Raw genomic sequence first — 25,369 nt, forward strand, 5'->3', positions numbered from 1 at the left:
GTAACGGGGTTCACCTCCGTGGTGTGTGGCGCAGGCGACCGAGCACGTGCCGATACCTGGGTTGTTCTGCCACCCCTCCAGCGCCGTGGTCTGTTGGATCACCGTGGCCGCAGACCAGGTGACCTGGGGTTTTCGGAGCCAATGAGCTCAGCCCGGGAGGGGGATGAACACCAGGATGCCGTGGGCGGTAGCGCCGGTGTAGCAGGCATTGCCGGGGAAGGTGGCGGTGTAGAAGGGGGTGGCGACGGCGAAGACGGGGACGACGGCGTTGTGGAGGGTGGCGGTGCCGTTGGCGTCGGTGATGGCGGTGCCGAGGTTGACCGGGCCGAAGAGCGTGGTGGCGGTGAAGGTCACCGGCTGACCGGCCACCGGCATCCCCGAGGTGGTCGTCAGGGTGGCGCTGAGGGTGGGGATGTAGAACTCGGGCAGCGGGGTCAGCCGGAGCCGGATGATGCCTGGCTGCGCGGTCAGCGTGGTCGGAGCGGGGTTCACCGTGACGGAGGTGCTGGTGGAGGAGCCGGTGAAGCAGCCGTCACCGCTGTAGGTGGCGGTGAGGGTGCCGGTGGTCAGGGCGGTGGTGGTGAAGCAGGCCTGCCCCGATGCGTTGACGGGGACCACCTGGGTCTGACTGTTGGGGAGGGTGAAGGTGACCGTGCCGGTCGGCACCGAGGTGGTGGCCGGCGCCGGGATGATGGTGGCGCATACGGTCACGCTCTGCCCGCAGGTGGAGGGGTTCGGCGTCACCGACAGCGTCGTCGTTGTGGGGTTGGGGCTCACGGTGACGGAGGTGGGGTTGCCGTTCACGGTCGCGGTGAACGTACCGGCGGTGTAGGTATGGGTGGTCTGCCCGCTCCCGGTGGCGTCCAGGGGGACGGTGACCGTGGGGCTGGCGTCCCCGAAGTTCACCACCGCGGTCCCGTTGGGAGTCCCCCCGGAAATGCTGAACGTCACCGGTTGCCCGCACACCGGCGACGCCGGCGAGGTCGTCACCGTCAACGGCGAAATCTCCGTCACGTTGGCCGAATTGGCGTTGCTGACGTAGACGTTGCTGTTCTGCGCCGCCGCCACCGAGAACGGGAACGCACCGACGGGGACGGTGGCCACGACCGTGTTCGTGGTGCTGCTGATCACCGTCACGTTGTTGGAATTGCTGTTGCCGACGTAGACGTTGCCGGTCGGCGCCACCGCCACCCCGAACGGGCCCCCGCCGGTGGGAACGGTGGCCAGGACGGTGTTCGTGGTGCTGTCGATCACCGTCACGTTGTTGGAAACGGTGTTGGTGACGTAGACGTTGCCGTTGGGCGCGATCGCGATCACCCCCGGGACCGTGCCAGCGGGGACAGTGGCAATGACGGTGTTGGTGGCGCTGTTGATCACTGTCACGTTGTTCGAGGTCTGGTTGGCGATGTAGACGTTGCCGTTCGCCGCCACCGCCGCCGCGCCCGGGAAACCACCGGTGGGGAGGGTGGTAATGACGGTGTTCGTGGCGCTGTTGATCACCGTCGCGGTGCCCGCGTTCCGGTTGGCGACGTAGACGTTGCCGTTCTGCGCCACCGCCACCGCGTCCGGGACCGCGCCGACGGGAACGGTGGCCAGGACCGTGTTCGTGGCGCTGCTGATCACCGTCGTGTTGTTCGACGTGCTGTTGGCGACGTAGACGTTGCCGTTCGGCGCCACCGCCAGTGCGAACGGGCCCCCGCCGACGGGGACGGTGGCGAGGACGGTGTTGGTGGCGCTGTCGATCACCGTCACGTTGTTCGAGCTCTGGTTGGTGACGTAGACGTTGCCGTTCTGCGCCACCGCAATCATGGCCGGGTTCGAGCCGGCGGGGACGGTGGCCAGGACGGTGTTCGTGGTGCTGCTGATCACCGTGACGTTGCCGGAATTGGCGTTGCCGACGTAGACGTTGCCGTTCGGCGCCACCGCCACCGCCAGCGGGGTCGTGCCCGCCGGGATCGTCACCGTGGAGAACGCCGCACTGAACGGCGTGGCCGCGAGCCCCCGTACAGCGGCTACCTCAGATCCACCGGCCGGAACAACCGGCCGTGCTCCGCGAGCCACCGCCGGAGCTCCCAACCAACCTGTACTTGGATCCATGACAAACCTCTCTCAGCTGAGAGGGCCGCCCAAGAACTCCCACCGGGGCCCGCGTCGCATGGCGCCGGCATTCGCGAACCGGATCACCGCTTGCACACCGGGACAGAGAGAGGACGCACCGATACACGCGCCCGCGCTCCCGCGCAGCGGCGCACCACAGGGTTGCCTCTCTCCCCGGAGAGATGGGCAACCCACCGGAAAACGGTCACCACCATTAACCCGAAATAACCAATACAACACCACGCCCTTGACCCGACGTCACCCGAACAGACCAATCCACGGCCCAACCCGAGCACGCCGTACGAGAGGACGAACTGCCACGCACTGTGGGCCCGAACGTGGAGCCGTCCCGACAGGACGTATCAGCGTCATGCGCGGCCAGGTTTCCCGCAGTCCTCGAAGGCAGCGCGGGTGAAGTGTGGACACGACAGGGCGGTCCGGTCGTTGGGCAGACGCATGCGGTGGGCCAGGTCCCGCGTCATGCGTTGGGTGAGGCAGCTGCGCCAGGTGACATCGGGGTAGCAGGCGCGCAGGTGCGCTACGGCGCGGGTACCCAGGCCGCTGTCCTGCAAGGGCGAAGCGACGCGGACCTGGGTGATCAGGCCACTCGCACAGAGTTCGCATACCTCGTAGGTGACCTCGCCGACGACGCGGCGGATGTACACCAGCAGCAGACTTTGAGCCTGCTTACGCGTCGGGTGCGGGGAATGGAAGATGGCCACATCCCGGTAGGCCAACACCCGCCGGTGGAGCTTGCCGCGTCGACGGCCCGGACGCCTGTGCCGTGGCCGTCGGCGGCCATGAAGGCTCTGACGAAGGGCTCCCGGCACAAAGTTACACGTGGTGACCATGTAGGCCATCTACCCCCGACGAAAGTGGACAATCGACTCTTTAGGGCTCTTGTCGACCGTGCCCCCCGGTGGCCGGCAGTCGCCCCCCGTGAAGGCCCGGTGACGGCCAGGTGTGGACGGGCGGTGAAGGATGCCGCCGTTCGAAAGCATGAGCATGGAATGCGGCGGCGGAAGCATCCGAGAAGGTATGGAGTGTGTGATTTACCAGGAGCGGACGGGCGAAGGCGAGCCGATCGACTGCCGGCAGCAGGACGGGGGTTACCAGGCCGCCTTGGACCGTCTGGCTGGACTGAAGCAGGATGAGTTCGCCTGGATCCGCATGGACGATCCCCGCCAGGAGGAACTGCAGCGGCTCGGCGAGTACCTGAAGCTGCATCCGCTGGCCATCGAGGACGCGGTCCAGGCCCACCAGCGACCGAAACAGGAGCGCTACGGCGACGTTCTGGCGGTCGCCGTGAAGACCCTGTGGTTCGTCGAGCAGACCGCGGATGTGGAAACCGGCGAGGTGATGATCTTCCTCGGCCCGTCCTTCGCGCTGACCGTACGCCACGGCGCGGACGACCCCACGGTGGAGGCTGCGCGCCGGTTCTCGCAGCAGCCGGAGATGGCACGGCTCGGTCCGGTAGGCGTCCTGCACGCGGTGACCGATGTGATCGTCGATGCCTACGCCGAGGCCGCCGCCCAAGTACGCGCAGACTTGACGGAGTTGGAGCGGTGCGTGTTCTCACCCGCCCACGAGGACCTGACCGAGCGGATCTACTCCCTCAAACGTGAGGTGGTGGAGTTCCGCGACGCCGTCCAGCCGCTCGTCCCGGTGCTGCAGCCCTTCACCACGGCGCGGGATGACTGGCCGCGGCAGGTCGTGCCGTACTTCCGTGACGTCACCGACCACCTCACGCGCACCGACACCGAAGTCCGCGCCCTGGATGACTTGCTCGTCTCCGTCCTGGACGCCCATCTGGCGAAGGTGGGCACCTGGCAGAACGACGACATGCGCCGCATCAGCGCATGGGCGGCGATCTTCGCCATCCCCACCATGGTCGCCGGGATCTACGGCATGAACTTCACCCACATGCCCGAACTGGACTGGCGCTACGGCTACCCCTGCGCGCTCGCCGTGATGGCGCTGGGAGCAGGACTGCTGTACCGGGCCTTCCGCCGCAACGGCTGGCTCTGACGGCGAACCGGCGTTCCGAGCCGGCCGGCGAGGGCACCGACCGCGGGTAGAGCTGAACCCTTCGGCAGCGTTGCGCTCGACTGTGGCGCGGATAGGCCGTTCGACACCGGCGTGGAGGTGGCGGCCGCCGCCTGGCCACACAAATCGGTACATTTACCCGCCAGGGTGGACCGGGCTCCCAGGCGCGCCTCTGGTCGCGCCCGGTGCTCATCAACCTCGCAGGCGAGGAGAATATGTTCGATTTGAGTGCACCGATCGTGACCACGTTCCTCGTGTATGCGGTCGCCATGATCGGAGTGGGTGTCTGGGCGTACACCCGCACTCGCACCTTCGCCGACTTCGCCCTGGGGAGCCGCGGGCTCAGCGCGTTGGTCGCCGCCCTGTCCGCAGGGGCCAGTGACATGTCCGGCTGGCTGTTTCTCGCGTTTCCCGGAGCGGTGTACGCGGCCGGCATCGGCGCCAGTTGGATCGCAGTCGGCCTGGCGGTCGGCACCTACCTCAACTGGCGGTTCGTCGCGCCGAGGCTGCGCACCTACACCGAGCGTGCCGAGAACGCCTTGAGCCTGTCGGCCTACCTGGAGGAGCGGTTCGAGGACCGCACCCGGATGCTCAGGATGGTCTCGGCGGTGGTCACCCTCGTGTTCTTCACCGTCTACGTCGCCAGTGGTCTGGTGGCCGGCGGGTTGCTGTTCGAGCATGTCTTCGACGTCCGTTTCGGGCTCGGGGTGACCCTGATGGCCCTGGTCATAGTCATCTACTCGGGCCTGGGCGGCTTCCTCGCCGTGAGCCTGACGCACGTGATGCAGGCGACGCTGATGTTCCTCGCCCTGCTCGTGGTCCCCCTGACCGGTATCGGCGCCCTCGGAGGCTTCCGGGAACTGGCCGATGCCCTCCACAAGAAGGCGCCGGGCCTGCTGGACATGGGGTCCAAGGTCAACTACGCCGACGGGCAGTGGTCGGCAGGCGGGCCGCTCGGCGCCGTCGCGATCGTTTCGCTGCTTGCCTGGGGGCTCGGCTACTTCGGACAGCCGCACATCCTGGCCCGCTTCATGGGCATCCGCAGCACGCGTGCCATCCCCGCGGCCCGTCGTATCGAAACGGGATGGGTCATCGTCGTACTCGCCGGTGCCACACTCGTCGGCCTCGTGGGAATCGGGCGGCTCGGTACGCCGCTCCACGACCCCGAGACGGTCTACATCGTCCTCAGCCGCCTCCTGCTCAATCCCTGGATCGCCGGGGTGATGCTGATCGCCGTACTGGCCGCGATCATGTCGACCGCGGACAGCCAGCTTCTCGTGTCGTCCGTCGCGCTCACCGAGGACTTCTACCGCGCGTTCCTCAACCGGCGCGCCCCGGACAGGGTGCTGGTGCGGGTCGGCCGCGGGGCCATCGTCGCGGTGATCCTCGTGGCCTTCCTGATCGCGCTCAAAGGCGGCGGGGTGCTGGGCATCGTCGCCTACGCCTGGGCGGGCTTCGGGGCCGCCTTCGGGCCGGTCATCCTCCTCTCGCTGTACTGGCCGCGTATGACGTGGGCGGGAGCCATGGCCGGGATCGTGTCGGGCGCGACCACGGTGCTTCTCTGGAAAAAGATCAATGCGCTGCTCGGGCCACTCCAATCGGGCATCTACGAAATGGTCCCGGGTGTACTGGTCGCCACGGTCGCCGCACTGGTCTTCGGCCGGTTCGTCGGCCAGCCGCCGAAACGGGCCTTCTGGCGGATGCCGGGAGGCGGGATGAGCCAGCTGATGCTCACGCCGTTCCTCACCCACGCACCGGTCGGCATGGCCATCCTGGACACGGATCTGCGCTACGTCTGGGTGAACGAACCCTTGGGTCGCCTGATCCCCCTGGAACAACGCCTTGGACGGCAGGTGGGAGAGGTACTGCCGAAGGCCGAGGCGGAAGCCTTCGAGGAGCGGATGCGCAGGGTTCTGGAGACCGGGGACCCGGTGCTGGACTACGAGTTCCGCGGCCCCAGCTACGCCGATCCGGACCGCTCGCGCGCGGCCTCCGCCTCGTTCTTCGCCATGAAGGACCGTCAGGACCGGTACGTGGGCCTCTGGTACATGGTCATCGACGTCACCGAGCGCTGGCGGGCCCAGGAACGCCTGGCTCTGCTGAACGACGCCGGTGCCCGTATCGGCAGCACACTGGAAGTGACGCGGACCGCGCAGGAACTGGCCGACGAGGTCGTACCGTCCGTCGCCGAGTTCGTCGCCGTCGACCTGCTGGACTCGGTCATGAGGGGCGAGGAGCCGGCTCCCGGACCGGTCGGCATGACGCCCGTCATCCGCCGAGCGGGGCAGCAGTCGGTGCGCGAGGGCTGTCCGGAGGCGTCTCTGGCCGTGGGCGAAACGGTCCGGCGGGCTTCCTCGTCGCCCGTGACCCGCTGCCTGCTGGAAAGCAGGACTCTCGTCGAACGGATCCTGGACCGCTCCACCAGCGCCTGGGTGACCGAAGACCAGTCGCTGGGCGCCTCCATCCGCGAGTTCGACTTCCGCTCGCTGATGGTGGTTCCGGTGCGGGCGCGCGGCGTCACCCTTGGCGTGGCGACGTTCGCCCGCTCCCGGCGTCGGGGTCCCTTCGAGGACGACGACGTGCGTCTCGCCGAGGAACTCGTCTCCCGCGCGGCGGTGTGCATCGACAACGCGCGCCGCTTCACCCGCGAGCGCACCGCGGCCCGCTCCATGCAGAGTTACCTGCTGCCGCAGGAGCTCACAGGAGGGTCCGCTCTGGAGGTGGCGTCGTGGTATCTCCCGGCGGATGCCCCCAGCGGTGTGGGCGGTGACTGGTTCGACGTGATTCCGCTCTCCGGCGCCCGGGTTGCCCTGGTCGTCGGGGACGTCGTCGGACACGGCATGAACGCGGCCGCGACCATGGGGCGGCTGCGTACCGCGGTACGCACGCTCGCCGATCTGGACCTCCCCCCGGACGAACTGCTGGCTCACCTGGACGACCTGGTCATCGGGCTCATGGGGCCGGCGGAGGCCGAGGACGAGCCCGCGGGTGCCGCGTTCATGGGTGCCACCTGTCTGTACGCCGTGTACGACCCGGTCAGCAGACGGTTCACGCTCGCCCGGGCCGGTCACCTCCCACCGGTGATCGTCGGCCCCGACGGCACCACCAACGTCCTCGACCTGGCCGCCGGACCGCCACTCGGTCTCGGGTACCTCCCCTTCGAGTCCGTGGAACTGGAGCTGGCCGAAGGCAGCCTCATCGCCCTCTACACCGACGGCCTCATCGAGACCTTCGACCGGGATCTCGACGTCGGGCTCTCCCGACTGGGCGACGCCCTCGTGGCGCCCGCCCAGACGCTGGAGGAGATCGGTCTGGGTGCGGTCGACGCCCTGCTGACCGGTCCGCCGTCCGACGACGCAGCCCTGCTCCTCGCCCGTACCCACGTCCTGGCTCCGGACCGGGTCGTGTCATGGGACCTGCCCAGCGACCCGGCGGCCGTGGCGAACGCCCGCGCCCTCACCGGCCGGCAGTTGGCGGAGTGGGGCATGGACGACCTGACGTTCACCACGGAGCTCATCGTCAGTGAGCTGGTCACCAACGCCATCCGCCATGCGACCGGACCGGTAAGTCTGCGCCTGATCCGGGACCGCGGCCTGATCTGCGAGGTCTCCGACGCCAGCAGCACTTCGCCGCGCCTGCGCCATGCCCGAACCACCGACGAGGGAGGACGGGGCCTCCTGATCGTGGCCCAACTCGCCCGGCGATGGGGCACCCGTTACACGACGACCGGCAAGATCATCTGGACGGAGCAGGACATCGCCGCCAACACGGGTGCACGGTGGTGAGCGGGTCCCGCAGGGGCCGGACAAGACGGTAACCCGAACCCCACGGGCCCCCGCGTCGTGGGCGGACCGCGCCTCTGCACGGCACCTACCGGTCGGCGCGGGCGGCTGCCGGGCAGCCCGCTGAGGTCGGCTCTCCCGAGACCCGTGGCTGCGGGTCAACCCGGGACTGTGAGTTCCGCCGAGCGAACAGGCCTGCTCAGGTATCGGCGCAGACGTCACTGCGGCGGCGTACCAAGTGCAGCGCGGCCACCCGCGCCGCGCCCAGCAGCGCCTCCTTCGCGCGAAGGCGAGTGGCGCGGAGCCTTCCTGCACCCAGATGCTGGCGGCAAGAGGTTGGGTGATCGCCAGGTAGCTCCGACACCCGCATCCAGTCCCCTTGGCGCTGCTCATCCTTGGCGCTGCTCATGGGGCCGTTGATGCCATCATGCGATGACGCTCATCCGCAGTAGGATTCTTGGTGACGCCCGAACGTTCCAGACACATGGTGGCGGTCATGCCTCTCGATCGAAGCGGTCCTTACGAGGTATTTCAGAGGCATCTGGAAGACATTTCTTCGACCTCGTCCGGCGAGTCGAGCGGTGGCGGATCAGCAATTTCCGGACTGCTCGGAGAATTCGCTTCCGAGCTCGTCCACGGAATGCATACCAAACTCGCCAGGGACAAATTGATCGACTGGACGGGTAAGAACTGGCCTGCTGACCCGGAGTCCATCGAGGTACGAATATTCGATCTTGCGGGGGTGAGCCTTGTCAGCGCGTTCGCTTTGGCCGAGAGGTCGACGACGGGTGGGGTTCCGCCATCAAGGGCGGTACGCATCTTCAGGACCGGAGTTCTCGGCGCCATCGAGGCCGAAGGCGGGAGGGCCAGGCTCAGCGGATTCGCCGACGCCGTCAACGCCTACATGATCAATGACGTCGCCAAGCGAACATTTCCTCGCTATCGGAAGCTTGCAACTTCGGCCTTCGCCACATTGCACACAGCCGGATACGCGACGAAAAGCGACGCTGAGGCATGGGCGCTCAAGTACGTTCCCGCCGGTCTTGGCGAAGTCGGCCAGATCCTAGCGCCCCAAGAATATCCAGGCGGTTCGAGTAAACTCGGAAGCGTGATAAAGGATCACGATTGGTATGTGCGGCAACAGCATCGAAGGGCGCCTTTGCCCGAGCGGGGCGAGCTCGGGATGTGGCAATTGTGGAACGGCAGCTTTGACCAATTCCTGGGTTTGACATAGATTTCTGGCTTATTGATGTTCCCAGTAGCACCGTGCTGTGGCTGCCCGCCGAGGACAAGTGCGCACGGGGTACGCCCCGTCCCCCGGACACTGCAACGCGCGGAGACATCGCCTGCCTCGTAGATTGAACAGTAGGTCCGTCGGCCAGGGGGCCTGGCAGGGAGCACGTGACGACACCGCAGATCGACTACGCGGCGCTGTTCGCCGCGACGCCGAGCCCGTACCTGGTGCTCGGCCGCGACCTGGTGATCGTGGACGTCAACGAGGCGTATCTGAAGGCGACGGGCCGGACTCGGGAGGGCCTGGTCGGGCAGTTCCTCTTCGACGCCTTCCCCGACAACCCCGCTGACCCCGATGCCGACGGCGTCCGGAACCTCAACGCCTCGCTACAGGGGGTCCTGACCTCCGGCGAGCCCGGCACCATGGCACTGCAGAAATACGACATCCCCGTCGGGGGCCGGCCGGGAGTGTTCGAAGAGCGGTGGTGGTCCCCGATCAACACCCCCGTGCTGGGGCCGGACGGCACGGTGGCGTGGATCATCCACCGGGTGGAGGACGTGACCGCGTTCGTTCAAGCCCGCCGCTCCCGCCGCCGCCCGCCAGGCTCGGAGCCGAGCAGGCGGGAGGAGGAGATGGAGGCCGAGCTGTACGCCCGGGCGCGGGAGCTGCAGTGGCTGAACGAGGAGCTGCGGCAGGCCCATGCCCGCGAACGCCAGGTGGCCGTGACGTTGCAGGAGGCCATGCTCCACTCGCCTGACCTGGCTCGGCATCCGGACATCGCGATGCGTTACCTGCCGGCCGCCGGGTCACTGAACGTGTGCGGTGACTGGTACGACGTGGTCGACCTGTCCGGGAACCGGTTCGCTCTCACGGTTGGCGACGTGGTCGGTCACGGTCTGGACGCCGCCGCCGTGATGGGCATGCTGCGCAGCGCGCTGAGCGCGGCCATCCGGGCCGTCCCCGGCCCCGCGCAGGCGCTGGAGGTGCTGGGGCTGTACGCCCGCTCCATCGACGGGGCCCTGGGTGCCACCGCCGTGAGCGCCCTGGTCGACTGCGACAGCCAGCTGATCATCTACAGCAGCGCCGGTCACCCTCCGCCGGTCCTGTTGCACGCCGACAGCACCTGGGAGCTGCTGAACCAGGCCACCGACCCGCCGCTTGGGGCCCGCCCCGAGCACGTCCCCCGCCCTCAGGCCGGCCTCTCCTACACCTGCGGCGACACCCTGGTGCTCTACACGGACGGGCTCATCGAACGCCGCGACGAAGACATCGACACCAGCCTCGCTCGCCTCACCGACGCCCTGGCCCCGTGCAGCCGACTCGCCCCGGAAGACCTGGCCGATGCCCTACTGGCCGACCTCGACGTCAGCAGCGGCGCCCGCGACGACATCGCCCTGATCACCGTCCGCCTGTGACTCGGAGCGCAAGCGGTAGGACGGCCCACATGCCGCCCAACGCGGACACCTAGGACGTTTCGTTGGGAACACCCCGTCGTTGGCTCGGGTGGGTCGTTGACTGATACGCAGTGGATGCGGAGGGAGCCGTTGCTCCCGGACCGTTGCCGGTCACCGGCCGGCCGACTGCGACGACGAGCCGGGTATCGACGTCGATCACGACCTGGTGGTTGGTGGAGTATCGATGGTTCTTCGACTGCTCGGCGACGGTGTGGTCGCACTGGGGGCTAGGGTTCCGTCCACGATCAGCACGGTGCCCTTGTTGCGGCACCGCCTACGTGGCTGGAGTGCGAGCACCGTTCCGCAAGGCGGTGATGAGCTTGCCCAACTGACGTGGTCTCAGCCCAGTGAAGGGCGCCATCCAGGACGGCCTCGACCCCGTGATCACTTCAGTCACGGCGCGATCATCTCTCTCGTAACCAGCAGTTACGGGTCATCCCGCAGTCATGCCTCCATCAGCGATCGCCGACAGGTTCAAGGAACTCAAGCCGATTGCCCAGCCTGTCGAACGCGTAGAAGCGGTTATGTCCAGGGAAGTTGTCATCCCAAGTGACGCTCACCCCGTGGTCTTCCAATCGCGTGGCAAGCGCTTGGAGCGCGGTCACAAGGATGCCCGGATGCGCCTTCCGGTTCGGACGGAAGTCCTCTTCCACCCCCAAGTGGACCTCCAGACCACCGCCGCCAAACCAGCACCCACCGCGAGCCGCTAGCCCTGGCGGCTTCTTGAGCTCTGTCATCCCGAGAACGCCTCCCCAGAAGTCGCGGCAGAGCTCTTCAGTTCCTGGAGGGATGGCCAGCTGCACGTGATGCAGGCCGCCCAAGGCGTATCCGAGCGCTTCTTGAGTCATCTCTCCTCCTCACCTTCTAGGCGGAAATCTTGACGTCAAGATAATGAGGGTCACATGGATCTGACAAGGGGACGGGTGGGCAGGGACAAGCAGGCGGATCGAGTCGCGCCCCTTCCAGCACAGGGCCCCCTTACGGGACACGCCTTAGCGGGCGCTGGCGTCACCTTCGGTCACGGCTGCCGGCCATCTCAGGTACCGGTCGATTCCGTCACCTTCATGCGGCCCGGGCGAAAGTGCGAGGATGCGCTCGTGGTGACAGATGCCGAGTGGGTTCGGATGCGGAGGGGCCTGCGCTTCGGGCAGGTCTTCGAGGGCACCGTCGTAAAGGTTCCTCGGCCCGGTGCGATCGGGATCTTCGTGGACATCGGCCTCAGTGTCGGGGGCTTCGTCGATGTCGCGTTGCTTCCGGAACAGAGCACTGACTGGCCAGTGGAAGGCACAATTGCCGATTTCGAGATCTGGTGGGCTGACAGCCGCCAGCAGATCCGGCTGAAACCGTCCGACTCTCGCTATCTGCGGAATGACTTCACAGACTTCGTCGAACGCTTCCGTCCCACTTGGCCATCCGACGTCGGTCAGCCCGTTCGTGACCCCGGGTCTCCGACCCCGCGTTGAATTGCGGCCCCGCTTCTGGTCACCCGGGCGATGCTCGCCCACGCCTTCCCCGCGGTCCTGCGCGCCGACGAAGACCGTCCAACCCCTCCACGACATGGCCCACCGGCTCGACTCGTTCGACCGGCACCCGCGCCCGCCGCAGCGATCACGCGCCAGCCACTACCGGCGGCAAGCCGCAACTCGCCATGAATGTCACGACGTTGGGGCGGCCAGTTGAACCGGCCACGTGGAGCGTCCCTGCCACAGAACCTGGAGGGGAATGTACATCTGGCCGCAATGCTCGGACGTCAGCTCGCCGGGCCGTGGATCCGGCGGTGGGCCAGCGCCCACCAGACCTCCGCCAGGTCGGCCGGATCGCGCAGGCTCGTTCCGGTGATCTCCTCGAAGCGCCGGAGCCGGTTGCGCAGCGTGTTGGGGTGGACGTACAGGGCGCGCGCGGCGGCCTCCAACCGCATCCCCTGCCGTAGGTAGGCGGCGACGGCCTCCTCCAACTGGACGCCGTCCTCGCCCCGTTCGGCCAGCGGCGCCAGACGCAGCCGGACCAGTTGTTCGCCCACGTCCGGCAGCGCCACAACCCTGGCCCGCAGCCCCAGTTCCTCGTGGGTGAACACCCCCACGAGCCCGGAGCCGACCGCTGCGCGCAGAGCCTGGGTGGCCCGGACGAACTCCGTGGCGAGCCTGGAAGCGGGCGCCGGGGCGCCCAGCCCCACCACCAGGTTGCGGCACAGCCCCTCCGGACGCGCCGCCAGCAGCCCCGCCACCTCCCCGTCCACCGTCGTCACCAGTGGCCTCCCCGAGGCATCCAGGGCAAGCCAAGGGCGCAGCAGATCGACGGTGCGGGCCAGGGTGCCGTCGGCGGTGTCGGGGTCCTCCGCGGGCCCGCGCGGGGCGGGGCCGGGGGCCGGGGTGTACGTCGGGGTGTCGGGCCCGGGAGGGCCGGGCAGCCGGGCCCGGAACGCAAGGTGCAGTGCGCTGCGGTCAAAGGCGCCGTCCAACTCCGCGTCCAGTTCCCCGTCCTGCGGCCGGCCGTCGGCGCCGGTGTCGGCCCACCGCGCCTCGCCGAGCAGCAGCGCGCGGACCAGCGCCGCCCGCCGCCGATCGGTCACCGTTCTTCGCTGGAGGTCGGCGCGGCAACTGCGGACGATGCGCATGGTGGTCGCCGCTGCCCAGGCGCGGAGCGTCTCGGCGATCGGCAGGAGGTCTTCGGCCGTGCCTTGCCGCGCCGCCATCTCCTCGCCGAACCGCCGCCAGACGATGTCCGAGCCGATCCGGTAGGCCGAGATGATGTCCTCGACGGGCACAGAGCGGGCCAGCGCCGTCACTTCGGCGAGGTGTCCGGCCGGGAGCTCGTACGCCGGTCGGTCATAGGCCGGGAGGTCATAGGCCGGGAGGTCATAGGCCGGGACGCTGCCGTGCACCGTGGCCTTCGGTGAGCGCTGCCGCTGGCCGGACCAGTGCTGCACCAGCGTCAGGCCGTTGCGCAGCGACACCGTCACCCGCGGCCGGAGCTGGTCCGCCGAGAGTTCGGCGTAGGAGGGGAGTTGGGCCCGCAGGGCGTGGATGACCTCGTTGGTCAGGGCGTCGATGGCGGCATGCAGTGCGGCAACGGCCTCCGGCACCCTTGTGGAAGTCTCCACCCGTCCCCTCCCGACTCGGTGTCTTTCCCCATGGCGAAAGCGATCATTCGTCGCCATGCTACGAGGAAGCCGCCCGAACCCCTACAGACGTTCGATCTGCGGACGACTTCTGTGCCGTCGTCAGGATCCGTCGGGGACCGGTAGGCGGCCCGCTTTCCCACCACCCCCGCACCCCAAGGAATTCCATGGCTGTTTCCTGGCGCCGTATCGCGGTTCCCGCCGCCGCGGTCGGCGTACTCGTCCCCGCCGCCCTCGGCACCCACGCCCTGCTCTCCGATTCCAAGGACCCCGGCACGCCCCCGGCCGGTATACGGGCCGACGGGTCCGCCGCCCCGGATGCCGCGGCGGACGACGGTGCCGGAGCCTCCGGCCCGGAGGGCGCCGTCGTCGCCAAGCCGTCCAACGCGCCCGCCGGATCCGGCCGTTCCGTCTCCGTACAGCTGGCGTCCTACGACACCCAGCGCAGGCAGGCGGTGCTCAAGCCGTCCGCCGGCAAGACCGTGCGCACCGGCGACGTCATCGCCGCCGCACCCAACCGGCACGCCCCCTCGGGAGCGCTGTTCAAGGTGGGCAAGGTCACCGGCTCCCACGGCGGCGAGGTCCAGGTGACCACCGTCCCGGCCACCCTCCCGGAGCTGCTCGGCGACCAGAAGGTGGACCGGCGCGCGGCACTGCGGCCCGGCGAACTCACCGTCAAGCCGCTCTCGTCCGGCGTCAGCGTGCGCAACCCCTCCCCCGGCACCGGCCCGGCCACCCCGTCCGACGGTGCGAGCACGCCGTCCGGCGAGCCGAGCACGCCCGCCGGCGACGGCCCGGACGCGTCGGCCGGCGCCTCCCCGAGCCCGTCGGCCACCGCCTCGACCACGCCGCGCAACGGGCTGACCGGCGCCGGCGCGGCCGCCACCGCCCCGGGCGAGTCGCTGCCGCCCGAGGCGCGGAAGGGACTCACCACCCTGCGCCTGGGCGTCAACGTGCCGCTGCCCAAGGGGGTGGAGGCGACCGGTAAGTCTCCCGCCCGGCTCTCCGGCGAGGTGACGTTCCGGCCGGAGCTGATCTTCCAGTACAACAAGCGCGGCGGACTGAACGTGCTGCCGGAGCGCGCCGCCATCGGGCTCGGCGGCTCCTACTCCTACGGCTGGCAGGTGCACGGCAAGGTGCGCGGCACCGCCGACACCGGGCAGGTCTCGGTGCCGCTGGCCGCGGTCACCGGCCGGCACGTCTTCTGGGTGGGCCCCGTTCCCGTCGTGGTCAGCACCGAAGTCACCTTCACCTACCGCTTCACCGCCGGCGGCCGCATCGTCCTCGACGCCGACCAGCGCACCACCGGTTCGTTCGCCGTCGGCGCGAAGTACGACCGCGGGCACGGCTGGCAGCCGCTCCACGAGGCACACCAGCAGACCAAGGGCGGCACACCCCGCGTCGAGGGCGCGGCCACCGCGACGGCCCGCGTCGGCGCACACGCCCAGGTGTTCCTCTACGACACCGCAGGCGTCGGTGGCGACCTGTCCGTCCACCTCACCGGGCGGGCCGCGGCGGCCACCGGCGGCGGTGCCCCGGCGTGGGCGCTCAGCGCAGGCTACGACCTGAAGACCCAACTGATGCTGCAACTGAAGGTCTTCGGCATCCAGATCGTCGACCTCAGGACCACGCCGTTCGCCCTGCACGACGAGCGCAAGCTCTTCGGCCACGGAAAGCTGCCGCCGGCCTGAGCCACCACTGCCGGCCTGAGCCACCGCTCCCACGACGCCCTGCCCGTAATGAAGGGGCATCCGCGGTCAAGGGGCCGGCGGGGGTTCGTCGCTTCGCAGCCCCACGGGCGGCTCCTCTTCAGCCCTTGCCCAGGCCCAGGCCCAGAGTGACACCGGGAAGAGCTTGGGGAGTGCTCTGCTCGCCGCCCGAACAGGGCAGGGTCCGCCCTGTTCGGGCGGGGCCCGGGACGGTGCTGCGGCAGTCAGGTCGACGAGACGGCGAAGTCGCCACACCAGGACGTCGCTGACCGACCCGACTACTCGTTGCGCCCCACCGGCGCCTGGCACTCGACTCGTTGTGACGCCGTCGCGGCAGGCGTCACAACAAGTCGGGTGCACTCTCCTTGGCGGGATCCTTGCCTGCTGAGTGATCTGGACCGCCGGCCGGGGCGGCGGCACGCAGCGCCGCTTCGACCCGGCGGTTGCTGGTCATGGATGCCGTGACGGCCGTCATCGCCAGGAGGAGCACGGCGGCCGCGTAGAGCGGGGTACGGACGTCGTAGGTGGTGGCCAGCCAGCCGCCCAGGAAGGCCCCGAGAGGGGCCGCGCACATGGCCAACATGCGGGAGGTGGAGGCGACCCGGCCCATCAGGTGGGCAGGGACGATCGCCTGCCTCAGGGAGGGCCCGAGCACCATCGTGGCGCCCATGCCGGCCCCGCAGACGGCGAGCGCGAGGCCGGCCACATACGGGTTCGGGGCAGCGGCCAGGCCCAGGATGGCAAGCCCTTCGACGGCGGCCGTGCAGGTCAGTGCGGTGCCGGTGCCGAGTCGTCGGCCAAGGGAGGAGGCGATGCCCGCACCGAGCAGGCCGCCGGTGGCCTCCGCCGTGAGGAGCAGGCCGAAGCCGTAGGTGTCGATGCCGAGGCGGTCGTGCGCGAAGAGGGCGAGGACGGTCTCCACGGCGAGGAAGGCGACGTTCCCGACCGCCGGGCGGAGCGCGAGGCCGAGCAGCACCCGGTCCCGGAAGACGTACGAGGCCCCGGCCCGCGCCTGCCGAAGCAGCGACTCGCGGACCTCCGGCACGGGCCGCGGCATGGCGGGCAGCGTACGTACGAGCAGTGCGGAGAGCATGAACGACACCGCGTCGGCGAGCAGCGGAATCGCCCGCCCCAGCGCGAGCAGGGCACTGCCCGCAGGCGGCCCCGCGAAGCCCGACATGGCGGTCTGGGCGCCGCGCAAGCGGGAGTTGGCGCGCTCCAGGAGTGCGGGATCGCGGCGGAGCAGATCTGGCAGATAGGCCGTGGCAGCCGTATCGAAGAAGAGTCCGCCGAGACCGAGCAGGAAGGCGACGGCCGCGAGCAACGGAATGCTCAGCACGTCGAGCACGGCCGCCGCCGCGGGTATCGCGAGCAGCACCGCACGTGCCGTGTCCGCGACCCACATCGTGCGCCGGCGGTCCCATCGGTCCACCAACGCACCGCCGAGCACCCCGAAGAGCAACCACGGCAACGTCCCCGCGGCCGTGACGACGGCGAGCGCCATCGGATCCCGCGTCAACGTCAACGCGAGCAGTGGCAGCGCGGCATGCGTTACCCCATCACCGAGCGAGGAGATCGTCTGCGCGGTCCACAGCCGCCCGAACCCGGTCGGCAGCTTCTGTCTGTCCTTGATCACTGGGAGTCTCCCTCGGCCTGCTCGCGCGGCGCCGGGTGGAAGAGCGCGAAGACGAGTGTCGCGTCCGGCAGCGAGGGATCGGACAGCTCCCGGTACTCATCCGCCAGTGCCTCCAGCCGCGCCCCCAGCTGAGCGAACTGCTCGTCGGTGAGCCGCAGATGCGCCATCCGTACGTGCCGCTCGCCATCCACCGGCGACGCCTCCAGATCCGCCACCGCATGCCGCATCAACACATCCGGCCCTCCCTCGCCCGGATCCGGCAACACGATCGCCCGCGCGGCCATCGCGTAGTACCGCTCGGTGACCCCCCGCACCTTCCGCGTGCGCACCACCTTCACCAGGCCGGCCCGCTCCAGCAGCCGCACGTGATAGCTGGAACTCCCCTTCGCAATACCCACCCGCTCGGCGATCTGCGTAATCGTCGCCGGCTCGAAGCGGAGCACGGCCATGATCCGGTGACGCGTGAGATTGGAGACGGCGCGCAGCTGCTCGTCAGTCGTGACGTGAAATGTCTCGGGAAGATCATCGGTAGGCATGCGAGCAATGGTCAACGATTCTTGACCATTGCGCAAGGGGATTTCGCGTGGACTCCCAGAATCGGCGTCGGCGTCGGCGAGGGTGGGGGCGAGCGCTGGGAAGGCCGCCCCGCAGAGAAATCCGGCCGCTCCATCATCGGGCGGCGGTGCGGGCCGGCCGGCCGACGCGCACGCCACCGCCAGGCAACGTTTGCCTGGCCCGTCGCCAGACGAGTCCGCAGGGTCGTTCAGGGCCTGCGGCCGTGGAAAGGGCGGGGTCCAGGGGCAGCGGTTGGCGTTGGCGTAGTAACGCATCGACGCGGCGAGGGAGTTGTTCACCCCGTAGATCGTGGCGTGGGTGAGCAGGTCGCCCTTGGTGAAGACGGACTCGACGTTGCCGCCGTTGTCGCTCCAGGCATTCCAACCCTCCAGCAGCCAGGCGAGCAGTCCGGCGGGCCAGTCGCTCAGCCCGTGAGTCAGGGTGGCGCCGTCGAGCATGTGCACGGCGAGGTGGGACGCCGAGCGGTGGTCCAGCTCGATGATGCGGGCGCGGATGTCGGCGAGCTGGTCGTCGGTGAGGGACCGATTCCGGGCGCAGTCCCAGGCACGGGGCCGGCGAAGAAGCCGAGCGGCAGCCCGGAGCCGATGTGGATGCCATAGAGCTCGACGTCGTACTTGTGGCCGAGCTGGCTGGAGACGAAGCCGCCGATGTCGCAGCCCCCGGCGGCGTACCTCTCGTACAGCCCGGCAGGTCAGGCCGCAGGTCCCCCTGTTGCCCTTGAAGACGACAGCCCCACCACCACCCCTCGCGCCCGCGACGTCGCCCGTGCTCTTGCTGACAGCCTCGACTCGGCCCTGCCCCGGACCGCGGAAACCTTGGCCATCCCTGACGGGCTACGAACTCACCACCAGCTCCCTGCGCCTCGGCGGCGGCCATTACATCCGTTACATCCTTTACGTCCTTGGTTCGGGGGGCGTGAGGCTGTCGAGTTGCGCTGCGAGGTCGGGGTGGGTGGTGGCCAGGTGGGGGCGGGTGGCATGGAGGGGGCGGATGAGCTCTGCGGGGTCGTCGTGGGCAAGAGCCGCGTGGAGTTCGCTGAGCGGGAAGTGGGCCGCCGTGGGCAGGTCGGTGAGGGCGGTGATCTGGCCGGCGATGCTGCGCAGGACGGCCGCGTTGCGGCGGGCCCAGGTGGCGGTGGTGCGTGCGGCGGCGCGGCGTTCGCGGGTGGCTTGGACGCGTTGTTCGCCGGTGGTTCCGGCGGGGCCGGGCCGGTTGCGCAGATAGCGGCGTTCGGCGGCTTGGCGGCTGGCGACGCCGAGGGGGTGGGCGAGGTCGGCCCAGCTGGCACCCGCGTCGCGGGCGGTTTCGATCAGGCCGGTTTCCCATCCGGCGAGCTGCTCGCGTACCTGCCGCAGCAGCAGAAGGGAAGCCAGGGCCTGCTCCGGGCCGACGTCGTGAGTCTCGGCAGTGCCGGACACGTCGTGCCGGGCGGCATGCAGGGCGTCGTCTATGGCTCGAAGGGCTGCCGCGGCGGAGAGGAACGACGCCGGGCTCTGCGCGTCGGCACTGGACGATGCCGGCTGGTCAGCTGGGGTCATGGCACCTCCTTCAGGTGGTCATCCTTTGGATGACGCAACATTTGTCATCCACTGGACGACATGGTACAACGGTTTCAGTGAGGCGCATGGGCAGCCACTGCCCGAACCTTCCTGGAGGTGTTTTCCGATGTTGATGCGCACCGACCCCTTCCGTGAGCTCGACCGGCTGGCGCAGCAGCTGGTGGGCCCGGGCACCTGGTCGCGGCCGTCCCCGATGCCGATGGACGCCTACCGCGAGGGTGATCAGTACGTGGTGGCCTTCGACATCCCCGGTGTCAGCGCGGACGCGATCGACATTGATGTCGAGCGGAACATGCTGACCGTCAAGGCCGAGCGTCGGTCCGTGGCGAAGGCCGACGACGCGCAGATGGAGCTGTCGGAACGGCCGCAGGGCGTCTTCTCCCGCCAGATCGTGCTGGCCGACACGCTGGACACCGAGCGCATCCAGGCCGACTACGACGCAGGCGTGCTCACCCTGCGGATCCCGATCGCCGAGCGCGCCAAGCCCCGCAAGATCGACATCGGCGTCGGATCCGGCCGCACGGAGATATCTGGCTGAGCAGGACAGACGAGGGCTGAACAGCGGCGGAGGACGGGTTTCTGATCTCCCCCTCACCCGTCCTCCGCGCCCCGTGGACCGAGGAAGGGGTGGCGGCCGCCGTGACTGTACGACGTGAAGCGTTTCTCGACCATGTGAAGGAACGCGGCGAGTACGACACTTTGCAGGAAGCCGAACGCGCGGCCCGCGTGGTGCTCGCCCTGCTGGGCGCACACCTGGTGGGCGAGGTACGCGCCCAGCTGGCGGCGCGTCTACCGGAAGGCTTCGCGCTGATCCTCCTCAACCCGCTGCAGAGCGCCGAGCCGCTGCCCCCTGAGCGGTTCGTGCGGGCGACGGCGGCCTGGATCGAGGGCGCGACCGAACAGACCGCGGCTTGGGACGTCAGCGCCGTCCTCAGTACCGTCGCCGACGCGGCCGGCGACGACCTCCTCAAGGAGGTCCTGCTCCAGCTTCCCGCGGGCTACGACCTCCTCTTCGGCCACCCTCAACCCACCTGAGCGCCCACCCGCGGTGACCGCACACCGTCCACCACGAGCCGGTGACAGAAAGCCAACCACCGCGGCGACAAGGCAACCACCACAGCGACGTCTGACCAGAGCGCACCGCTCCAGCCCTGCCCTGTGACAGGGCGTAGCGTACGAGCAGATGCTGGAGAAGGTCCGCTCGACGGCGCCTACTCAACCCGTGAGAACGCCGAGGAAGCCGTCCGCCTCTCCCTCGCGGGACTGGGACGCCAGCTGACCGGCGACGAACGTGCCGAAACGGGCCGCCCGGACCGCCCGGGCCGCCCGCCTGCCCCTCGAAGCCGCACGAGTCCTCACCGCCCAGATCCCCGACACGCAGCCGCTGACCTGACCAGCCGGGCCTTCGTCAAAGATCTCGCCGACCGACCGGCGCCCGCACTGGCTGCCACCGCCGGGATCCCCGGGGCAGTCATAGCGACGCCCCGTCGCCATCCTCCCTCTCCCGCCGGGCATTCAGCCCGCGATTGCTCGCTCATCCCAGCACAGATTGCCGGCACAGTGCGTGGCCGATCCTGCCCGAGCCGTGACAGCACCCGGGGCTCCAGGACAGGGCGCCCAGGTCGCTTCATGCGCCCGTGCCTCCCATGCGCCCAGCCGCCAGGCTGAGACACAGACGCACGAGCTTGGACCGCCTGGCCTGCCCCGCAAGCCATTGGGGCGCAAGAGAACGGCCGACGTCGTCCTGGCAGGCGGGTGAGTGGGACGGACCGTAGCGTGAAAGGACCGGTCGGGGGTGGGCCGGGGCGAAGGGCGCGGAAGGGACGGCGGCCATGGCGGATATGGATTACGCAGCGCTGTTCGCCGCGACGCCGAGCCCGTATCTGGTGCTGGGGACGGATCTGGCGATCGTGGAGGTCAACCAGGCATACCTCGATGCGACCGGCCGCACGCGGGAAGACCTGATCGGGAAATACGTCTTCGATGCCTTCCCGGACAACCCGGACGACCCCGAGGCCGACGGGGTACGGAACCTGAGCGCCTCGCTGCACCGGGTCCTGGCCACGGGCGAGCCCGACCCGATGGCACTGCAGAAGTACGACATCCCCATCATGGGCCGGCCGGGGGTGTTTGAGGAGCGGTGGTGGTCCCCGGTCAACACGCCGATCCTTGCCGCGGACGGCACGGTGGTGTGGATCATCCACCGGGTGGAGGACGTGACCGCGTTCGTCCAAGCGCGCACCGGTGCCCGGCCGCCGACCGAGCAGCTGACCGAGCGCGAAGCGTTGGAGGCCGAGCTGTACGCGCGAGCCCGGGAGCTGCAGCGGCTGAACCAGGAGCTGCGGCAGGCCCACGCCCGCGAGCGCCAGGTGGCCGTCACCTTGCAGGAGGGCATGCTCCAGTCACCGGACCTGGCCCGGCACCAAAACGTCGCCGTGCGCTATCTGCCCGCGGCCGGGTCGCTGAACGTGTGCGGCGACTGGTATGACGTGGCAGACCTGACCGACGGCCGCTTCTCGGTGGCGGTGGGCGACGTCGTCGGCCACGGCCTGGAGGCCGCCGCGGTCATGGGAATGCTCCGCAGCGCGCTGAGCGCAGCCATCCGCGCCCTCGAGCGGCCGGCCCAGGCGCTGGAGGTACTGGGGCTGTACGCCCGCTCGGTCGACGGCGCGCTGAACACCACCGCCGTCAAAGCACTGGTCGACCCCACAAGTTGCCTGATCATCTACAGCAACGCCGGCCACCCGCCCCCGGTCCTGGTGCACGTCGACGGCACCTGCGAGCTGCTGGACCAGGCCACCGACCCGCCCCTGGGGGTTCGCCCCCTACACGTCCCCCGCCCCCAGGCCACGGCCACCTACAGCCCCGGCGACACCCTCGTGCTCTACACCGACGGCCTGATCGAACGCCGCGACGAAGACATCGACACCGGCCTGGCCCGGCTGGTAGACACCCTCGGCCAGTCCAGCCAGCTCACCCCGGAGCACCTGGCCGACACCGTCCTGGCCCGCCTCGGCCTGGCCGGCGGCGGCCTCGACGACATCGCATTGATCATCGCCCGGCTGTGACCAGCGCCCTCCCTCACCCGAGATCACCGTCCCGGGCGAGCACGGAGAGCTTCGATGGCCCCCCGCTGTTGAGCAGGTCCAGCAGATCCGGCAGGTCCGGCAGGTCCGGCAGCGACCACAGCTGGCTGCGTAACTCTCAACGGGCTTCATATGTCGATGAGTTCAACGTCGCTGGCGACGACCCGTCGAGGTCCAGCATCCGGCTGGCGATCCGGGCGAAGAGCATCCAGACTCACAACCGCCTACGGGACGACCACCTGCGCGACACCCTCTTCCATGCAGCCACCGCCCGTCCCTCGGCTTCCCCCCGACACGGACCAACCGCACGCCCGCACCGGCTTTCGGGCCACCGGTGACCTGACGATCCGCGGCGTGGCCAAGCCGGTCACCGTGGACTTCGCGCTGACCGTCGCCAAGGGCAACACCCACGGGGCCGCCTCCACGGGTGGCGCCGTGCGCCAGTCCGCCGCCGATCATGGAGTGCGCCCGGGCGGCCGGCTTCCCCGCGGGATCCTGGCGGTGACCGGCGCGGCGAAACGGGCGGCCAGCGGGACGCCCAGAGCGATGAGGATGACCGCCACCAGCACCGGTCCAGGTCCGAAGAGCCCGGCCACCGCCTTGGCGACGTCCCGCTCCGGCGCATGCGTCACACACCGATAGCCTTTGGTCGAACAAGCGGTCAGGACGCTCTGAAGGACCACTCCCCACGTCCAGACACCGGCCATCAGCCACCCGCCGAGCAGGCACGCCGGCACAACGGCCAACTTCAGGAACCGGGAAACGCGTTGCGCCTCGGGGTCGCCCCGGTACCACTGCGCCCCGACGACCGTGAGCCAGCCGCACAGCAGCACGGCCGCGACGACCAACACGGCGAGGAACGACGGCGCCAGCGGCATGCCGGAGAAACCGAAGCCGGCCACCCGCGTGTAGAGGGCGAGCCAACCGCCCGCAAGCACCCCCACCGCCACGATCAGGCCGGTGAGCGCCGACCGGCCGAGCCGGGCCAGACCTGCCGCGTACCACTGGTGACGCCACAGCGTGAACCCCACGAACAGCGTCAAACCCAACCCGACGAGCACCCCGCACGGAATCACCGTGAAGGCCCCGCTCTCGGACCCGTAGAACCGCAGCAGCATGTCCTGGAGCGTCGGCAGCAGCACACCGGCGACGGTCGCACCGAGGAACACCCGCCCCGGCGAGGAGGCCAGCACCCGGCCCGGTGTCCTGGCCACGCCCAGCCGTTCGTCGCCCAGGGGGTGGTGGCGCAGCCAGGACCGCAGCCGTGCCGCGCCCGTTCCGTCCGCCCGGCCGCTGTCCGCGCCGAGGGCGGCGAGCAGTCCGTCGCGGTCGGTCATTCCGGCGTGCAGGTCGGCATGGTGTTCGCGGATCCGGAGGTAGGCGCGGGCGATCAGCTCGCCGAGCAGCGTGAGCAGAAGGACCCGGAGCAGGGTGACCAGCAGCGCGCCCGGCGTGACGTTGCGGTTGAGCACGTCCAGGGTCATGGCGAACGCGATGAAGGCCCCGGCGAACAGGTTGGAGGGGCGGAACACCGTCAGCATCTGGTATGTCTGCAGGTCCCTGCCGCGCAGATGCGCCAGCTCGTGCCGGACCACCGTCTCGAAGATCCGCCGGCCGTGGTCGCCCTTCTCGCGCAACACCAGCAGTTCCGGGCCGAGCATCAGCAGGGGCCGACGTTGCTGACCGGTGACGTACGCTCCCGACGCCAGCCGCCGGTCCACCATCACCACCGGCTTCCGACTCAGTCGGGCCTCCCGGATGAGGCTCCCCACCGCCTCTGCGGCACCGTGGAACGGGGTCTCGGCCAGCGGCGTGGAACGCCGGTGCCGACGCCAGGTGGTGCTCGCCCCGATCACGAGCCCGGGCGTGAGCAGCATCAGAAGGTAGTTCACCGTGCCGCTGACCATCGCACCGGCTTCCCTGGAACAGTCCAGGGACGAGCCGGTGCACAGCCCCCTCACGGGTGCCTGCAACGTGGCCATCCACAGGGCGAAGAACAGGTCCTGGGCCAGGACCGTGACCACCAGCAGGAGCAGCATCAGCGACAGGTCGGAGGGGAACGCTTCGATGTCGAGGGAGCCGGAAGGGCCCGACGGGCGCGGAGGGTACGAAGGGCGCGAGGCAGAGGGCTTCATCGCGTCGGCTCCTCCTCCCCGTCGGGTCTCAGCAGCGCCAGTTCGCCGACCACGGCATCGGCGAGCAGCCCGGCCTGGTCCGCCGGCATCCCGAGCGCCACCGCCTTTGCCTGCACCGACGCCCGTACGCTGGTCAGTTGCTCCGTGCTCAGCGCCGCGACGGCCACCGCCACCTCCTCGGTCTCCGCCCGGCGCCGCAGGCGCTGGGGCAGCCGGTCGAGCAGGGTCCGGGTCAGGCGCATACTGCGGTTCTTGATCTCGTCGGCGGCGCCTCCCGCCACTGCGGTCAGCGCCCAACCGCTGACCAGCACTCCCACCGGGGTGACGACCCCCACCATCTCGTCCAGACCACTGCCCAACGGCGTGTCCCGCAGCTTCGGCGTACGGGCGCGCGGCCGGGAGAGCAGCGCGAAGGCCGGCAGCTCCTCGGGCGCGACCCGAGCCACCACCCGCCGGGCGAACTCATCACGCGAGACACGGACGAGGTAGGTGTCGGCGTCGATGTGGGGGGTGGTCTCGATGCCGGTCGTGGTTTCGATGCCGGTCGTGGTTTCGATGTCGGACGTCGTCCTGGCCTCGGCGTCGGTCCGTAAGTCCGGTCTGTTGTGCTCGGAGTGCTGCGGCACCACGTTGCCCCCTCACCGTTCATGCCTGCGTGGCGACCAAATGACTTCAGTATGGCGGCAGTTGGCGGAATGTTGATGGGTAGAGCGGGGGCAGAAGCGGGACCGGCCCGGAGGCCAGTCGTCACTCCGGCAATGACCGTAGGACTGGTGCGGCTGGAGGAGCTACTGACCGCGTCGATGTCGTATGTGCCGCCGGTGAGCGCGTCGTTGACCAAGGACGAGACCGTCCGCGCCGCAATGACCGGTTCTCGTCTGTCCGGGCACAGCCGCTACTGCCAGGCTCAGGGCTCGCAGTAGCACCCATGCCGCTC

The 25,369-nt window shown here is 69.5% G+C and carries 20 protein-coding genes and 4 pseudogenes; 12 read left to right on the forward strand and 12 right to left on the reverse strand.

The window, feature by feature from the left end; all coding sequences use genetic code 11:
* Positions 1-147 precede the first annotated feature (147 nt).
* Both ACZ7MX_RS00900 and ACZ7MX_RS00905 read right to left on the reverse strand, forming a co-directional pair.
* Positions 148-1,962 (reverse strand): Ig-like domain repeat protein, encoded by a 1,815-nt coding sequence (locus ACZ7MX_RS00900; protein ID WP_472128019.1) that lies wholly within the window; start codon positions 1,960-1,962, stop codon positions 148-150.
* Between the two features lie 503 nt (positions 1,963-2,465).
* Entirely contained in the window at positions 2,466-2,819 is a 354-nt protein-coding gene (locus ACZ7MX_RS00905) for an N-acetyltransferase (RefSeq protein ID WP_472128021.1), read from the reverse strand.
* A 316-nt stretch (positions 2,820-3,135) separates the two neighbouring features.
* On the opposite strand from ACZ7MX_RS00905, the gene ACZ7MX_RS00910 reads away from it, so the two are divergent.
* Positions 3,136-4,125, forward strand: coding sequence for a magnesium and cobalt transport protein CorA (locus tag ACZ7MX_RS00910; protein WP_472128023.1), 990 nt, complete (start codon positions 3,136-3,138; stop codon positions 4,123-4,125).
* A 233-nt stretch (positions 4,126-4,358) separates the two neighbouring features.
* Positions 4,359-7,928, forward strand: a complete 3,570-nt coding sequence (gene putP, locus ACZ7MX_RS00915; protein ID WP_472128025.1) for a sodium/proline symporter PutP — start codon at positions 4,359-4,361, stop codon at positions 7,926-7,928.
* 196 nt (positions 7,929-8,124) lie between these two features.
* Here putP and ACZ7MX_RS00920 read toward each other — a convergent pair whose 3' ends face one another.
* The gene (locus ACZ7MX_RS00920; protein WP_472128027.1) at positions 8,125-8,334 is read right to left on the reverse strand and encodes a hypothetical protein; all 210 of its coding nucleotides are present in this window, start codon (positions 8,332-8,334) and stop codon (positions 8,125-8,127) included.
* A 51-nt stretch (positions 8,335-8,385) separates the two neighbouring features.
* Here ACZ7MX_RS00920 and ACZ7MX_RS00925 point away from each other — a divergent pair, with 51 nt between their 5' ends.
* Together ACZ7MX_RS00925 and ACZ7MX_RS00930 are read left to right on the forward strand one after the other, a co-directional pair.
* The gene (locus ACZ7MX_RS00925; RefSeq protein ID WP_472128029.1) at positions 8,386-9,159 is read left to right on the forward strand and encodes a hypothetical protein; all 774 of its coding nucleotides are present in this window, start codon (positions 8,386-8,388) and stop codon (positions 9,157-9,159) included.
* A gap of 167 nt (positions 9,160-9,326) precedes the next feature.
* The gene (locus tag ACZ7MX_RS00930; RefSeq protein ID WP_472128030.1) at positions 9,327-10,574 is read left to right on the forward strand and encodes a PP2C family protein-serine/threonine phosphatase; all 1,248 of its coding nucleotides are present in this window, start codon (positions 9,327-9,329) and stop codon (positions 10,572-10,574) included.
* Positions 10,575-10,716: 142 nt separating this feature from the next.
* On the opposite strand, the pseudogene ACZ7MX_RS00935 reads toward ACZ7MX_RS00930, so the two are convergent.
* Positions 10,717-11,010, reverse strand: a pseudogene (locus ACZ7MX_RS00935) (IS5/IS1182 family transposase); the annotation flags it as partial.
* A 58-nt stretch (positions 11,011-11,068) separates the two neighbouring features.
* Positions 11,069-11,461, reverse strand: a complete 393-nt coding sequence (locus ACZ7MX_RS00940; RefSeq protein WP_472128032.1) for a VOC family protein — start codon at positions 11,459-11,461, stop codon at positions 11,069-11,071.
* A 249-nt stretch (positions 11,462-11,710) separates the two neighbouring features.
* On the opposite strand from ACZ7MX_RS00940, the gene ACZ7MX_RS00945 reads away from it, so the two are divergent.
* Positions 11,711-12,076 (forward strand): hypothetical protein, encoded by a 366-nt coding sequence (locus tag ACZ7MX_RS00945; RefSeq protein ID WP_472128034.1) that lies wholly within the window; start codon positions 11,711-11,713, stop codon positions 12,074-12,076.
* 287 nt (positions 12,077-12,363) lie between these two features.
* On the opposite strand, the gene ACZ7MX_RS00950 is transcribed toward ACZ7MX_RS00945, so the two are convergent.
* Positions 12,364-13,713, reverse strand: a complete 1,350-nt coding sequence (locus ACZ7MX_RS00950; RefSeq protein WP_472128036.1) for a PucR family transcriptional regulator — start codon at positions 13,711-13,713, stop codon at positions 12,364-12,366.
* A 185-nt stretch (positions 13,714-13,898) separates the two neighbouring features.
* Between ACZ7MX_RS00950 and ACZ7MX_RS00955 the strand changes: the two genes are divergently transcribed.
* Positions 13,899-15,422, forward strand: coding sequence for a hypothetical protein (locus ACZ7MX_RS00955; protein ID WP_472128037.1), 1,524 nt, complete (start codon positions 13,899-13,901; stop codon positions 15,420-15,422).
* Positions 15,423-15,780: 358 nt separating this feature from the next.
* Here the strand turns inward: ACZ7MX_RS00955 and ACZ7MX_RS00960 are convergent, their stop codons facing one another.
* From ACZ7MX_RS00960 to ACZ7MX_RS00975, 4 genes and pseudogenes are all read right to left on the reverse strand, one after another.
* Positions 15,781-17,055 carry an MFS transporter gene (locus ACZ7MX_RS00960; RefSeq protein ID WP_472129238.1) on the reverse strand — a complete coding sequence of 425 codons (1,275 nt, stop codon included), beginning with the start codon at positions 17,053-17,055 and terminating at the stop codon, positions 15,781-15,783.
* A 17-nt stretch (positions 17,056-17,072) separates the two neighbouring features.
* Positions 17,073-17,612 (reverse strand): ArsR/SmtB family transcription factor, encoded by a 540-nt coding sequence (locus tag ACZ7MX_RS00965; RefSeq protein ID WP_472129240.1) that lies wholly within the window; start codon positions 17,610-17,612, stop codon positions 17,073-17,075.
* A gap of 219 nt (positions 17,613-17,831) precedes the next feature.
* Positions 17,832-18,331: pseudogene (locus tag ACZ7MX_RS00970) on the reverse strand (epoxide hydrolase); the annotation flags it as partial.
* 214 nt (positions 18,332-18,545) lie between these two features.
* Positions 18,546-19,190 carry a type III effector protein gene (locus tag ACZ7MX_RS00975; RefSeq protein WP_472128039.1) on the reverse strand — a complete coding sequence of 215 codons (645 nt, stop codon included), beginning with the start codon at positions 19,188-19,190 and terminating at the stop codon, positions 18,546-18,548.
* Between the two features lie 127 nt (positions 19,191-19,317).
* Here ACZ7MX_RS00975 and ACZ7MX_RS00980 point away from each other — a divergent pair, with 127 nt between their 5' ends.
* The 5 genes and pseudogenes from ACZ7MX_RS00980 to ACZ7MX_RS01000 all read left to right on the forward strand — a co-directional run.
* Positions 19,318-19,749, forward strand: coding sequence for an Hsp20/alpha crystallin family protein (locus ACZ7MX_RS00980; protein WP_472128041.1), 432 nt, complete (start codon positions 19,318-19,320; stop codon positions 19,747-19,749).
* 101 nt (positions 19,750-19,850) lie between these two features.
* Positions 19,851-20,246 (forward strand): DUF2267 domain-containing protein, encoded by a 396-nt coding sequence (locus ACZ7MX_RS00985; RefSeq protein ID WP_472128042.1) that lies wholly within the window; start codon positions 19,851-19,853, stop codon positions 20,244-20,246.
* A gap of 148 nt (positions 20,247-20,394) precedes the next feature.
* Positions 20,395-20,693, forward strand: a pseudogene (locus tag ACZ7MX_RS00990) (DUF2267 domain-containing protein); the annotation flags it as partial.
* Between the two features lie 350 nt (positions 20,694-21,043).
* Positions 21,044-22,279: a PP2C family protein-serine/threonine phosphatase gene (locus tag ACZ7MX_RS00995; RefSeq protein ID WP_472128044.1), complete on the forward strand. Its 1,236-nt coding sequence runs from the start codon at positions 21,044-21,046 to the stop codon at positions 22,277-22,279.
* 276 nt (positions 22,280-22,555) lie between these two features.
* Positions 22,556-22,732: pseudogene (locus tag ACZ7MX_RS01000) on the forward strand (YceI family protein); the annotation flags it as partial.
* A 20-nt stretch (positions 22,733-22,752) separates the two neighbouring features.
* Here ACZ7MX_RS01000 and ACZ7MX_RS01005 read toward each other — a convergent pair.
* The gene (locus tag ACZ7MX_RS01005) at positions 22,753-24,432 is read right to left on the reverse strand and encodes a M48 family metalloprotease (RefSeq protein ID WP_472128045.1); all 1,680 of its coding nucleotides are present in this window, start codon (positions 24,430-24,432) and stop codon (positions 22,753-22,755) included.
* The gene (locus ACZ7MX_RS01010; protein WP_472128047.1) at positions 24,429-25,058 is read right to left on the reverse strand and encodes a hypothetical protein; all 630 of its coding nucleotides are present in this window, start codon (positions 25,056-25,058) and stop codon (positions 24,429-24,431) included. Before ACZ7MX_RS01010 ends, ACZ7MX_RS01005 begins: the two co-directional genes overlap by 4 nt.
* 132 nt (positions 25,059-25,190) lie before the next feature.
* On the opposite strand from ACZ7MX_RS01010, the gene ACZ7MX_RS01015 reads away from it, so the two are divergent.
* Positions 25,191-25,355: a hypothetical protein gene (locus tag ACZ7MX_RS01015; RefSeq protein ID WP_472128049.1), complete on the forward strand. Its 165-nt coding sequence runs from the start codon at positions 25,191-25,193 to the stop codon at positions 25,353-25,355.
* The last annotated feature ends 14 nt before the right edge of the window (positions 25,356-25,369 follow it).

This window comes from Streptomyces sp. NPDC107765 (assembly GCF_055657085.1).